General features: G+C 66.3%; 12 protein-coding genes and 2 pseudogenes. 7 read left to right on the forward strand and 7 right to left on the reverse strand.

The window, feature by feature from the left end; genetic code table 11:
* The coding region (locus tag AB0D18_RS41005; RefSeq protein ID WP_362430809.1) for a hypothetical protein at positions 1 to 1080 on the forward strand (1080 nt) is incomplete at its 5' end.
* A gap of 154 nt (positions 1081 to 1234) precedes the next feature.
* Here AB0D18_RS41005 and AB0D18_RS41010 read toward each other — a convergent pair.
* Positions 1235 to 1693, reverse strand: coding sequence for a hypothetical protein (locus AB0D18_RS41010; RefSeq protein ID WP_362430810.1), 459 nt, complete (start codon positions 1691 to 1693; stop codon positions 1235 to 1237).
* The gene (locus tag AB0D18_RS41015) at positions 1690 to 2271 is read right to left on the reverse strand and encodes a NucA/NucB deoxyribonuclease domain-containing protein (protein ID WP_362430811.1); all 582 of its coding nucleotides are present in this window, start codon (positions 2269 to 2271) and stop codon (positions 1690 to 1692) included. Before AB0D18_RS41015 ends, AB0D18_RS41010 begins: the two co-directional genes overlap by 4 nt.
* A 72-nt stretch (positions 2272 to 2343) precedes the next feature.
* On the opposite strand from AB0D18_RS41015, the gene AB0D18_RS41020 reads away from it, so the two are divergent.
* On the forward strand, positions 2344 to 3669 hold the full coding sequence (locus tag AB0D18_RS41020) for a tyrosine-type recombinase/integrase (protein WP_362430812.1): 1326 nt from the start codon (positions 2344 to 2346) through the stop codon (positions 3667 to 3669).
* Complete coding sequence (locus AB0D18_RS41025; RefSeq protein ID WP_362430813.1) at positions 3666 to 3854, forward strand: hypothetical protein; 189 nt, start codon at positions 3666 to 3668, stop codon at positions 3852 to 3854. The genes AB0D18_RS41020 and AB0D18_RS41025 overlap by 4 nt, the downstream gene beginning before the upstream one ends.
* A gap of 183 nt (positions 3855 to 4037) precedes the next feature.
* On the opposite strand, the gene AB0D18_RS41030 is transcribed toward AB0D18_RS41025, so the two are convergent.
* Both AB0D18_RS41030 and AB0D18_RS41035 read right to left on the reverse strand, forming a co-directional pair.
* Positions 4038 to 4274, reverse strand: a complete 237-nt coding sequence (locus AB0D18_RS41030) for a hypothetical protein (protein WP_362430814.1) — start codon at positions 4272 to 4274, stop codon at positions 4038 to 4040.
* A 67-nt stretch (positions 4275 to 4341) separates the two neighbouring features.
* Positions 4342 to 5553 (reverse strand): MFS transporter, encoded by a 1212-nt coding sequence (locus tag AB0D18_RS41035; RefSeq protein WP_362430819.1) that lies wholly within the window; start codon positions 5551 to 5553, stop codon positions 4342 to 4344.
* A gap of 190 nt (positions 5554 to 5743) precedes the next feature.
* Here AB0D18_RS41035 and AB0D18_RS41040 point away from each other — a divergent pair, with 190 nt between their 5' ends.
* Both AB0D18_RS41040 and AB0D18_RS41045 read left to right on the forward strand, forming a co-directional pair.
* Positions 5744 to 6775: a helix-turn-helix domain-containing protein gene (locus AB0D18_RS41040; protein ID WP_362430815.1), complete on the forward strand. Its 1032-nt coding sequence runs from the start codon at positions 5744 to 5746 to the stop codon at positions 6773 to 6775.
* Between the two features lie 417 nt (positions 6776 to 7192).
* Positions 7193 to 8551 (forward strand): annotated as a pseudogene (locus AB0D18_RS41045) (IS1380 family transposase).
* A gap of 181 nt (positions 8552 to 8732) precedes the next feature.
* On the opposite strand, the gene AB0D18_RS41050 reads toward AB0D18_RS41045, so the two are convergent.
* Together AB0D18_RS41050 and AB0D18_RS41055 are read right to left on the reverse strand one after the other, a co-directional pair.
* Positions 8733 to 9914: an NAD(P)/FAD-dependent oxidoreductase gene (locus tag AB0D18_RS41050; RefSeq protein ID WP_362430820.1), complete on the reverse strand. Its 1182-nt coding sequence runs from the start codon at positions 9912 to 9914 to the stop codon at positions 8733 to 8735.
* Between the two features lie 16 nt (positions 9915 to 9930).
* Positions 9931 to 10287 (reverse strand): ferredoxin, encoded by a 357-nt coding sequence (locus tag AB0D18_RS41055; RefSeq protein ID WP_362430816.1) that lies wholly within the window; start codon positions 10285 to 10287, stop codon positions 9931 to 9933.
* Between the two features lie 116 nt (positions 10288 to 10403).
* Here AB0D18_RS41055 and AB0D18_RS41060 point away from each other — a divergent pair, with 116 nt between their 5' ends.
* Both AB0D18_RS41060 and thpD read left to right on the forward strand, forming a co-directional pair.
* The gene (locus AB0D18_RS41060) at positions 10404 to 10811 is read left to right on the forward strand and encodes an ectoine synthase (protein ID WP_362430817.1); all 408 of its coding nucleotides are present in this window, start codon (positions 10404 to 10406) and stop codon (positions 10809 to 10811) included.
* A 65-nt stretch (positions 10812 to 10876) separates the two neighbouring features.
* The gene (thpD, locus tag AB0D18_RS41065; protein ID WP_362430818.1) at positions 10877 to 11767 is read left to right on the forward strand and encodes an ectoine hydroxylase; all 891 of its coding nucleotides are present in this window, start codon (positions 10877 to 10879) and stop codon (positions 11765 to 11767) included.
* Positions 11768 to 11906: 139 nt separating this feature from the next.
* Here thpD and AB0D18_RS41070 read toward each other — a convergent pair.
* Positions 11907 to 12516, reverse strand: a pseudogene (locus tag AB0D18_RS41070) (transposase); the annotation flags it as partial.
* Positions 12517 to 12717 lie beyond the last annotated feature (201 nt).

Raw genomic sequence — 12717 nt, forward strand, 5'->3', positions numbered from 1 at the left:
CGCAAACGTGTCCCCGTCGAAAGACGCGGGCTCATCTGCCCCGACTGCCGGGACCTCCGCGGCCGGCGCGTCTCCATGTACCTCGTCCAGCGTGAGGGCGTATTGCTTGCCTCCCACTACCGGAAACCCGGGGAGAAGCCCATCAGCCACGAATCCGACGAGCACCTCGCCCGCAAGGAACGCGTCGCGAAGGACTCCGAAGACCACGGCTTCCACGCTGACATCGAGTCGCAGACTGCCGACGGGCACGCACGCCTCGATGTACGCATCAACGGCGCCAACGGCATCGTCCTGGGCTACGAGCCCCAGCTGAGTGCCCAGACAGTTCGCGGAATGCGTGCACGGGAGGGGTTCCGGCGCCGCGGCGGGATTCAGTCGGTCTGGGACTTCGCCGACCCCGACCACGCCGGCATCGGCACCGTCCCCTACGTCCGCACGCCCAATCTGCCGACCTCCGTCATCCGCGTGCAGAAGAACCCCATTGCAGTCCGGGACGGCAACTTCGTCCTGGAGGAGGGCCAGTGCAGTCCGAACGGTGCGCTCACCCGGTGCCCGGACAAGCCTTACGACCCGGAGAACCCCACCGACGCCGGATACTGCGGTGGCTGGCACCGCATCCTCATGCCCGCCCATCAGTCGAGCACCTTCACAGGGGAAGGCGGTCTGACCCTCACCCGGTTCATCGTGGAAGCTGCGGCCGGTGAACGGATCCCGTTCCAGCGGGGTGGCCACCACGGTTGGCTCCCCGCACAGCAGTGGCAGCAGTACCTAGAGGCGAACGGGCCTGCTCCGGACGACAAGGAGCGCCAGCCATCCGTACGACAGGGAGACCGGCGCGACAAGTGCACCGAGGACCGCCCAGCTTCGGAGGCGCGGGCTGAACCGAAGCAGCGACGTGGCAGCCGCGCGATCGTCCTTGAGTCCCGCCCCCCCCCGGAAACCGAGGCCGCCAGGGTGCCGATCGACGCGTCGGGGCAAGCGATCCCGCTGTGCCGCTTCGGCTGCGGTCAACCAGCAAGCCTTCCAGGACCCGAAGGGCTGCACGAACACTTCTCGTGCCGCAGGAAGCATGGGGCGTGATCGCGGCGGGCGAAGGCGAGTCACCACAGATTCGCGAGGACGAGTGGCAGGTGCGGGCCTCCACCCTGGCCGGGTGGAGGCCCGCACTGTGTTCACTCCCTGCCAGGGTCGGGGCTCCAGACGGCCAGCCAGCCGCCGACCGGATCCGGGGCTGTCATGTGCGGGGTGTGGGCCAGGTCTGCAGGAGGTGGTGCTCGCCGGAGTCTTCGTCGGGGCCGGCGGTGTCGAGGGCGTGGGCGTGGGCGCGGCCGTGGTGGTGGAGGCGCAGGCGGTAGGTGCCGGGGCCGTGCGGGGTGAGGGAGGGCAGGTCGTCGAGCGGGCCGTCCTCGTAGCCGCGGACCACGAGCGTGCCGGTGGTGGAGGTGAGGGTGGCCTCGGCAACGTGCTCCCAGTTCCCCGGCGCCGTGCCGGGGTCGGTGGCCTCGGTCTGGACGGTGACGTGGACGTTGCCGGTGTGGAGGCCGGTGAGGATGAGTGCGGCGTCGTCCGCGACGGCCAGGACGCCGTCGGGGGCGGCATCGACCGCGGGTACCGGGTCGGTGCCGAGATTGGGGTCGGCGAGGTAGAACTGCCGGTACTCCACCCAGACTTCGACAGGGCTGCTGACGCTCATGTGACGTTCACCCAAAACGCGTCGCCGTTCAGGATCCGGTGGTCCCTGTACGCCTTGAGGAGGTACTTGGAGCCGTCGGCCTCGATGTTGTGCTTCGCGTTGATCATGCGGCGGCTGTAGTTGCCGGACGCCCCGCCCTCCTTGATGGAGGCGAAGGGGAACTCGTCGCAGCTTTTGCCCGGCGGGCGGGGCAGGCGCTTCGGCCAGGCCGCGCCGCGGTTCTCCGCGATCAGCTTCTTGTCCATGGTGCGGTGCAGCGGCTTGCCCTGCCCGAACAGGCCGGGATCGCCGGCCAGCTTCCGCTGGGCATCGAAGACGCGCAGGGCCGCTTCGCTGACCTGCCGGTCCTGGCGGGAGAGCGTGAAAGTAGGAGGCGCCGCGGGGTGGACGCAGCCACCGCTCTTGCCGGAGATGCTGGGCACGGAGTCGCACCGCACCGCGGGCATCCGCTCCAGCTTGTAGGACACCGGCTTCACTCCGGGAGCGAACGCCTTGAACGTGAGTTCCGGAGTGTTGGTGAGCGTCGCCGAGCCGGGGGAGGTGAACGTGAAGGTGGCGGTGGAGCCTGTCCGCGCCACGGAGAGAAGGGCCGGCCCACGGTCCAGCCGGAACGCTGGGAGATCATCGACGACACCGCGTTCTCCCAGATCATGGCCAACCTGCACGTGCTCGGTGAACCCCTCGAAGACGGCGGGTTCGGCGACGAGCAGCTCATGAGGATCATGATGTTGCAGGCCCGTATCGGGCGCCGGATCAGCGAGATCAGAATGCTGGACCGCGAGCCGCTGTTCGCGCTGGACCGGCTCACCCGGCCCGACGGCGACGAGGCAGCCGACGGCGCCTTCGTGGCCAAGCGCCGCTACCAGCAGACGAAGATCGAGCAGGCGCCGGACACGATCCTCGCCGATGCCGAGATCGTCGCCATCATCCGGGCACAGCAGCAGCGGGCCGACGCCCATCTCGGTCCTCACTGGGCGGCAGGGACAACACCCAAGTACCTGTTCCTCGCGCACAAGATGAACCGCCGCGCCGACAAGCCCTACCCCCTCGAACGCATCAACCAGACGCTGTTCGGCTTCGCCCGTCGGCTCGACATCCGAGACAGCGCCGGACGGCTGGTCAACTTCAACCGCACCCACCGCTTCCGGCACACCAAGGCCACCAGCCTCCTCAACGCCTGCGTCCCCATGCACGTCGTCCAGCGCTACTTCGGCCATCTGTCGCCGGTCATGCTGATGCACTACGCGAAGACCCTCGCCGAGACCCATGAGCGCGAGTTCCTGCGCTACCGGAAGATCACCGCTGATGCCCGGGAACTGTCCACGGACCCGCGCGACCTCTACGACATGGTGGAACTGGACAAGCGCACCGACCGCATCTTGCCCAACGGGCTGTGTCTGTTGCCGCCCCGACAGTCATGCGCGAAGGGCAACGCCTGCCTGACCTGTGACAAGTTCGCCACGGACGCCACCTTCCTGCCCGAACTCACCACCCAGCGACAGCGCACCAGCCAACTCATCGAAGAGCGGCAGCAAGCCTTCACCGCCCGGACCGGGCAGCCGATGGGCGAGGACAACATCTGGCTCGCCGGGCGCAGTCAGGAGCAAGATCCTCGGCCGGACCATCCTCAAGCTCGAAAAGACCCGGCTTGCAGACGGGCCGCCCCAAGCCGTTCGCGGAGCGGGTGTCGATGCCCGCACCGACGTCATCGCCCATGGTCAAGACGGAAGGTGACCAGCATGCGCGGCAACCCCGACAACCTCCGCCAGGCCGCCGCCCGCAAGAGCGCCGCCGCCCAGGCCCGCGCCGAGAAGGGGCTACGAGAGATGATCCCCCAGGGACGGCCGATCACCTTCTGTGGTCGGCCCAGGCCGCCGACGTCTCGCTCGATTTCCTCTACCGGTCCACCGAGATCCGCCGCCGCGTCGAACAGCTCCGGGACCACCAGCAGAACCACCCGCCCCGGCCGGCCATGAAGACGACCAAGGACTCGCCGAGCAGCGTCGTCCGCACCCTCACCGCCCAACTCGCCGAGCTCAAGCGACGGCACCGCGACGAAGTCCAGACTCTGCGGCAGGCCCTCGAAAGCGTCCAGAGCGAGAACCTCAAACTACGACGCCGACTCGGCCCCCGGCACGCTGCCCGCCTCGAGAGTCCCTGACACGGATCTCTTGCGGACACGACCGCAAACGTTCTACCTGCACAAACAGCCACCGGTCGCCTGCCTGCCTCGGATACGCTGTGGAACACGGTGTACATGCAGCAGGTCATCGCCGAGATGCGCGCGGAGGGCATCCACGTACGGGACGAGGACATCGCCCGCCTGTCCCCGCTGAAGTTGCCATCAACGGCGGCCGCAGGCGACGATCTGAGTACCTGCGCGGCTGACTACCCGGGCTTGCAGGGCGCCGCAGGAGCAGCGCAGCCACACTGTGATGCCCTCGGAGGTGCGGTGCCTGGAGATCACATCGAAGGTGTCCCCGTCGGTGCCGCAGTAGGTGCACAGTGGCGTGTTCGGACGCTTCGCGCCGGTCGGGGCAGTCACAGAGACGGAGTCGGCGGCGGTGCCCTGATCAGTCATGGCGGAATTCTCCTGCGGTTGGGTGGGGACGTGGCGTGGGTGAGATGGGCGAGCCCGCCGGTATGTGCTATATGGCGAGCTCAGTGGTTCGCGGGCCCCGTACGCCCATGGTCATCAAGGCCGCGACGAGGCAGAGCGCGCTCAGCGCGGTCCAGACGATGTTGTACGTGCCGAACAGGTCGCGGGCGGTCGCGCCGAGGAAGGCTGAGGCGCCCGCACCCAGTTGGTGAGCGGAGTTGGTCCATCCGAAGACGATGGGGCCATCGTCGCCGTAAGCACGCTGGGCGAGCGCGATAACCGGTGGGACGGTCGCGACATCGACGAGGCCGTAGACAACCGTGAAGATAATCAAGGAGGGCCGGACATTGGACGAAAGTACTATGGGCAGGGTCAGCAGCGTGAGCGCGCGTACGGTGAAGTAGACGGCCAGCAGGCGACGAGGGTCGAAGCGGTCGGTGAGCCAGCCAGAGACGACCGCGCCGAGGGAGGAGAAGACGCCGATCAGGGACAGCGCTGACGCGGCGGCGGTCGCGTGCATGCCGTGGTCGTGAGCGGCAGGCACCCAGTTGCTCCACATGATGCCGTTGGTAGAGGCGCCGCAGATGATGAACATCCCTGCCAGCAACCAGAAGGTTGGGGTGCGGGCGGCGTTGAAGAGGACCGTCACGGTGCGGCGGGCGGCACCCTGGGCGGGTGTGGGTTTGGCTACGAAATGATCGCCGCCGTACGGCAGGACGCCGATGTCGGCTGGGTGGTCGCGCAGGAGCAGGGCCACCAGAGCGGACACAGCCAGAGCCACGAGGGCAAGCGTCACCACTGGGGGCCTCCAGCCGTAGCGGTCGACCGACCAGGCGAGCAGAGGCAGGAAGAGTAGTTGTCCCAGATGGCTGGACGCGCTCAGTGCACCTGTGACCAGACCGCGCCGCCGCGCGAACCAGCGGTCGGCGACGAGGGCGGCGAAGGTCATCGTCAGGCACCCGCTGCCCAGGCCGATCAACACGCCCCAGTACAGAATCAATTGCCACGGCGAAGCCATCGCGTAGGTGAGTAGGGCGCCGAACGCGATGAGCAGCATGGCGCCCGCCGCCACAAGGCGGGTTCCGGCGCGCTCCATCAGTGCCGCCGCGAAGGGGGCTGTGAAGCCGAAGAGGACCATGTTGACGGAGGCGGCCATCGCGATCTGACCGCGGTCCCAGGCATACTCCTCGTGCAGCGGCGTGACCAGCAGCCCCGGGACGGTCGTGAAGGCGCCGGCCGTCACGATGGCGGCCCCCGCGATGACGGCGATGACCCATGCACGGTGCAGACCTAAGCGGGAGCCCGCGGGCCCGGTGGGCGACGGGAAAGCGGCCGGTGAGCGCGAGGAGTCCGAGGTCTGAGCTTGTGGGTGCTGAACCATATTCTCAGCCTCTCGACGCGAGGCGTACGCACCGAGTGTCTAGATGGCCCAGATGCGCAAGAATATGGCCATGGATGAGACCACGAAGTCCAGGACCGTCTTCGCGCACCCCGAGCGCCACCACGTCGCCGTCCTCGCTCGGCAGATGACACTCCCCATTGAACTGGGCATCGTCCACCAGCTATTCGGCCAGGCCAGAGAGGGCGCATCAGCAGATGGCAAGCCGCTGTACGAGGTCGCCACCTGTGCCCTGCGCGCCGGGGAACTGCGCACGGACAGCGACTTCACCGTCAACGTCCGATACGGGCCCGAAGCCCTGGCCGAGGCCGACACAGTGGTCGTGATGTCCGCCTACGAAGACTACGAGCAGCGGGAGCCGACCCTCCCGGCGCCACTCGCCAAGGCGCTTGCTTACATCCGTCCCGGTACCCGCGTCGCCTCCATCTGCACGGGCGCCTTCGTACTTGCTTCCGCCGGGCTGCTCGACGGAAGGACCGCGACGACGCACTGGCGCTTTGCCGACCAATTCGCCCGGTTGTTCCCCCAGGTCGAGCTGGACGCCGACGTGCTGTACACCGACGGCGGCGACGTGCTCACCTCGGCGGGGTGCGCCTCCGGGACCGACCTGTGCCTGCACATGATCCGGCGCGACTTCGGCATGGCCGTCGCCAACGACGTCGCCCGACGCACTGTCGTGCCACCACACCGGGAAGGAGGGCAAGTGCAGTATGTACGCCGTCCCGTGCCGGAGTTGTCGTCGCCCTCCACCGCGGCCGCGCGTGGGTGGGCCCTGGAGCGGCTCGGAGAGCCCATCACCCTTGACGAGATGGCCGCTCAGGAAGCCACCAGCGTACGGAACTTCACGCGCCGCTTCCGCGAGGAGGTCGGCACTACGCCGATGAACTGGCTGACCCAGCAGCGCATCGAACACGCCCGCGAACTGCTGGAGGAGTCGGACCTACCGGTCGACCGGGTGGCCGAGCGGGCGGGCCTCGGCACGGCCGCCAATCTCCGTCAGCACTTCCACACGGCGCTCGGCACTTCGCCTAGCGCCTACCGGACCGTCTTCCGTGGACCGGGTGGCGCGATGGCAGCAAGGTGAGCATGCCTTGATGGACACCGCGCACCACACGCTGCGCAAGCTCGCCCGCTGGCAGACGTTCCGCAGCAAGAGCGACCCGGAGATGTTCCCGGCCGTCGCCGCGCTCAAGGAATCCCTGCAGTCAGGACGCGCGGCCGTGCCGCGCCGGATGCGGCATCGGTCCAGCGCGCGGCCCGGCGAGTGCACCAGATCAGCAAGAAAGCGAGCCGGAGACTGCAGCAGCCATGCTGTACCGCGACCGGACAGCCGGAGGAGGACTTGCTCCGGTCGAGTCACTCGGACAGTCGCCGCGTTAGCCTCGGGCTTTCACGTGGCTGGGTGTCCGATGCGTGATCGGAAACGCGAATAGTGCTCCTGACCTGCAACGATGGGACTTGTCTAAGGTCCAGGTCGTCGCATGAAAGAAGCACTCCTCAGGTGAAGAAGCGTATCGAATCCTATCCGCGTGTCCGTATCGAGGGCGGTGGCCGGGCGGTGGTCTCCCAGGCCGGAGGGGTCCTGCTGGTCGAGACCATCCGCAGGAGCGGCCTGGACACCGCGATATCGGCGGCGCTCGCGCCGTGGCGGCGTCCCCGGGCGGCGCACGATCCGGGGAAGATCCTGCTGGACGTGGCCCTGGCGGTCGCGCTCGGCGGGGACTGCCTGGCCGATGCCGGGATGCTGCGGGCCGAGCCGGCCGTGTTCGGGCCGGTGGCCTCCGACCCGACCGTCTCCCGGCTCATCGACAAGCTCGCCGCGGACGGACCGAAGACGCTGACCGCGACCCGGTCGGCCCGGGCCGAAGTACGCGAACACGTCTGGAAGTTGGCCGGTGCCTCCGCGCCGGACGCGGACGGTCAGGTGATCGTGGACCTGGACGGGGCGCCGGTCCTGGCCCACTCCGACAAGCAGGACGCCGCTGCGACCTGGAAGAAGACCTACGGGCATCATCCGCTGATGGGCTTCGTCGACCACGGACGCGGCAGCACCGGAGAGCCGGTGGCAGCCCTGCTACGGCCCCGGAACGCGGGCAGCAATACCGCCACCGATCACATCACCGCCACCCGCCTCGCCCTGGCCCAGCTCCCCATGCGATACCGGCGCGGCCGGTCCACCCTGATCCGCACGGACTCCGCGGGCGGCACCCACGAGTTCGTCGCCTGGCTCGCAAAGCGGGGCCGGTGACTGTCCTACTCGGTCGGGATGACTCTCACCGACGCCATTCACCAGGCCGTCCTGAAGGTCCCCGCCTCCGCCTGGACCCCCGCCGTCGAACCCGGAGGCGAGATCCGCGACGGCGCCTGGACCGCCGAACTCACCAGCGACGTCCTGCAGGGCTGGCCGCAGGGGATGCGGCTGATCGTCCGCAAAGAACGTCCCCACCCAGGCGCCCAGTTGCGGTTCACCGACGCCGACGGACTGCGGCTGACCTGCTTCGCCACCAACACCACCGACACCACCGATACTCGGATCGCCGCACTCGAACTGCGCCACCGCCAGCGCGCGCGGGCCGAGGACCGTATCCGCAACGCACGCGCCACCAGCCTGCGCAACCTGCCCCTGCACGACACCACGCAGAACCAGATCTGGCTGGAGATCGTCCAGCTCGCCCTTGACCTACTGGCCTGGCTGCCGATGCTCTCCCTGACCGGCAAACCCCGCCTCTGAGAGCCCCACCGCCTGCGGCTGCGACTGTTCTCCGCCGCCGCCTAGCTCGTCACCACCAGCCGCCGCCGGCACCTGAGATTCACCCGCCACTGGCCCTGGACAGACGCGATCACCAGCGCGATCCAGTGACTCGACGCACTTCCAAACCCAGGCTGACCAGCCAGTTCCCGTCTCTGCGAGCCCCACCACCCCGACCGGAGCCGTGGAATCCGGCCGACGCGGCAGCCGGGTCACCGGCCTGCCCGTCACCGACCCGACAAGCCGAAACGGGCCGCCGGAGAATCCGACGGCCCGTCACGAAAGATCGAGGTTAACCCCGCTTCAACGACGTCAGAAGCTTGATGTAGGCGCTGTTCAAGCGGGCGCCTGTATCCATATAAGCGACGCCGACCATCGCGCCCTTGAGTAGAAACCGGACGAGTACTCCGTGATCGGGCCGGTTCAGATCCCCGTAGACAATTTCCATGGAATCCGATGTTTTGGGTTTCCCGGCGATCTGAATGCGCAGCCCGCAAATCTCCGTGGTCGCGTTCGGGAAGTATCCAATGGGTGAAACCTTTGCGTCGTAACTCAGAGATGATGCCACGGACCTACCTGCAAGATCTCCAGTGTCGATCGCGTTCTTCCAAAATTCCATACGCGTAATACTATCCAGCGCCCGCGGATCTGGGTATCGCGCGATGTCCCCGGCAGCGAAAACGTCTGCGTAGCCTGGTACACACATGTACTTATCTACGCGTACTCCGTCAGACAGATCCAGGCCATTCCCGTACAGCCATTCGACGTTGGGCACGCTTCCGGTCGCCTCAATGAAGAGCGATTGATTCGCGGGATGATCACGTAATTTTTCCCGCGCAGCGTTGCCTGTCAAGAACGTCACGCCGTTCCGAACGAGCCAACGCGCGAGTATGGTGGAAATACGTTCTCCCAACACACCTTCAAACGGGCCCTGGCGGAGCGTTTCCAACATCGTCACGTCACAAGCGTACTCTTTAGCCAGTGACGCGAGTTCGCAGGCAATGAATCCGGCGCCCACAATTGTGACCCTTTTATTTTCCTGTAGATCTCGGTGGATGGACCGGGCATCGTCCAAATCGCGCAGAGTTTTGTGCGTGCGGCACTCACATGCCCTATTGGCGGTTGAGGTCCGCGGGCGCACGCCTGTGGCAATCACCAGCCGGTCGTATGCGAACGTCTCACCTGTACTCAGACGTAGTACCTTCTCGCGCAAATCCGATGTTTCGACTCTGGTACCAAGGCGCCAGTTGAGAGCGTCATTTTCGACTCCCGTGACCAGCAAATCCTCGAGGATGGCAAAATCAGAGGACTTCGATTCCGGATAGCGTTTTTTCGTAAGTCCGGGCCGATTATATGTACGATGATTCTCGTCGCCGAAGATGAAAATCCTAGCACCAGCCATGCACTTAAGTATTGCGCTGGCTGCCCGTAATCCTGCTATACCCGAACCCACGATGCCGATGATCGGCTTCATCTCAGACACGGGCATCCTAATTCAGGAAGATCGCCTGAAGTGGGCAGGCATCGATAGCATCTTCGATGTCGATAATGTTTTCTTCGTCGAAAGCCTCTCGATACTGAAGTTTCCCGTTGGTATCGAGCTCGAAGTTGGTTGGAGCCGAAATGGCGCACTGGCCATGATTCTGGCACTTCCCTGCGTCAACAACAATCTTCATGATGACTCGACCTTCCGTCGCTAGCATGTCGCGATGATGACTTTGTGGGGCTTTCGATACTCCGAGCCCACGCGCAGCGAAGGAAGAGGTGGCGAGTGGCCGTAAGCGGTTTTGGCCTAATCGGGCCTGCACCTGGATGCAGCCGAGATCAGAGTACGCCGGACGGAACATGCCAGGGCCGAATCAGTCCAACGCTATCCCCTTCTCACGGGCCGCATAGATCGCAGAACATCAGTCAGTACCGGCCTGCTCACGCCGTCCGCGAAACCAGGAAGGGAACTCGCACCATGATTGTCCGTTCGCTCGAGGACCTCGAGGGGACCGAACGCCACGTGAAGTCGGCGTCCGGTACCTGGGAGAGCAAGCGCATCGTCCTAGCCCAAGAAAGGGTCGGATTCTCGCTGCACGAGACCACGGTCTATGCCGGCGCGGAACCGCCAATGTGGTGGTACGCGAACCACATCGAAGCGTGCCTGTGCGTCCAGGGCGAGGCGGAACTGACCAACGAGGAGACGGGGGAGAAGCATTTGATCACTCCCGGCACGATGTACCTCCTCGACGGCCACGAGCGGCACACCCTGCGTCCCAAGAGCGACTCTCGCTTCATTTGCGTGTTTAACCCGCCCGTCACCGGTCGGGAGGACCACGACGGGGACGGTGTCTACCCGCTGCTCACTGAAGAGGAGGCCACCTGAGACGACGGTCGATCTCCCGGCCACCCTCCCCACCACTACGCCCCCTCTGAAGGAGGACCCGCAGCATGACCACCACCGTACGCACCGACCTGTACCCCACCCGTGTCGATGGCCAAGCTGTACCCCAGCCGCGTAAGGACCCCAGCGTGTGGGGCGAGCACCCGGGCCCCCTAAGCAAAGAGCAGGTGGGCCGCTACGAGTCCACCGGCTACCTCGTTCTCGACAACCTCCTGTCCGCCGACGAGGTGAAGGCCTTCCGTGACGAACTGGAGCGCTTGGGGAGGGACTCAGCCCTGCGGACCAGCGAGCGCGTGGTGATGGAGCCGGACTCCGACCGGGTGCGCTCAGTGTTCGAGGTCGAGAAGGTCAGCGAGGTATTCAACCAGCTGCTGCACTCTCCCCGGCTCATCAACATAGCCCGGCAGGTGCTCGGCTCCGACGTCTACATTCACCAGAGCCGGGTCAACTACAAGCCTGGCTTCGGCGGCGCCGAGTTCGACTGGCACTCGGACTTCGAGACATGGCACGCCGAGGACGGTATGCCCCGCCCGCGCGCCTTCAGCGTGTCTATCGCGCTGAGCGAGAACCACCCCTTCAACGGCCCGCTCCTGGTGATGCCGGGCACGCACAAGACGTTCATACCGTCGGTCGGCGAGACGCCGCCCGAGTTTCACAAGGAGTCGCTGCGCGTGCACCGCATCACCGTCGGCTCGCCCGGCCAGGACCATCTCACGGAAATGGCGGAGCGCCACGGAATAGAGCAGATCACCGGTCCCGCCGGCTCGGCAGTGATGTTTGACTCGAACCTGCTGCACGGCTCCAACGGCAACATTACGCCGTTCCCGCGCTCCAACATCTTCATCGTCTATAACAGCGTGGAGAACAGGCTCGAGGAGCCGTACGCCGCGCCCAAGCCGCGTCCCCAGCACCTCGGCAACCGGGAGTTCACGGGCTAGCCTCAATCTTGCGTGACGGTCTGCTGACGGAGTCGGCGGACCGTTTTGCTTTGTCTGCCGGAATAGCGGGCATGCCGGTGCCCCGACTCGCGCGCCGGGTGGATGCCGGCTTCCGTTGTTGCCGGGGTGAGCGCGGTGGTCACAGGACGGGGCGGAGATGCGCCGGACAGCCGGCGTTCGGTAGTTGAGCGAGCCGGTTGAGCGCGGTGATGATGTGGCTGGTCCAGGATCGCTGCCGGGCAAGGCGGAAGATTTGGTGGTGGCCGGTGGTGACCAGTTGTCCGGCCGCGGTGAACAGGCGGAACTGCAGGCGCCCGGCTTCCGCAAGCCGGGCCTTGCTGGTGAGAGCGAGCATCGCTATCCAGGCCAGCGGGCCCAAAACGACCTGCACTATCTCAAGCCAGACGCGGTTCTGGGCGGTGCGCTTCAGGGGCAGAGGGCGCAGGCGGTGGCCCGGGCGGCCCGGATCCGGTCCTCCGCGCGGGCTCGTAGCCGGTGACAGAGCTCAAGCTCGGCGATCGGCCGGCTGCTCATGTTCCTCGCGAAGCACGTCAGTCGCAGCCCGTCTGTCTCGGTAAGCCGCAACTGGGCTCCGGGATGCAGCCGTTTCTTGGGTACGATCAGCCGCATGCCCTTCGGCCAGCCGTCCAGGACGTCGCCGGCGAGATCGGCGACCCAGGCGCCCTCGCGGATCTCGCCGTCGGCCGCGATCGTCGGTGTCCAAGCGGAGGCCGGACCGTCAGCATGTGTGAGGCGACCCGCGCCACCACAGTCAACGAACTACTGGCCGCTGAACAATTTCCAAGCCACCGCAATACGCACCACTCATCCGGGCTCCCGGCTTCGGCCCAGAAGCTCGGAACCAATCTGCCCTTCGCAGTCGGATACCTGGATGACCCTGATGTGCTGCGCCTGACGACCGCGCCGGACCTGCGACAGGACGGTGAGCT

Source organism: Streptomyces sp. NPDC048442 (genome assembly GCF_040651475.1).
GTDB lineage: Bacteria > Actinomycetota > Actinomycetes > Streptomycetales > Streptomycetaceae > Streptomyces.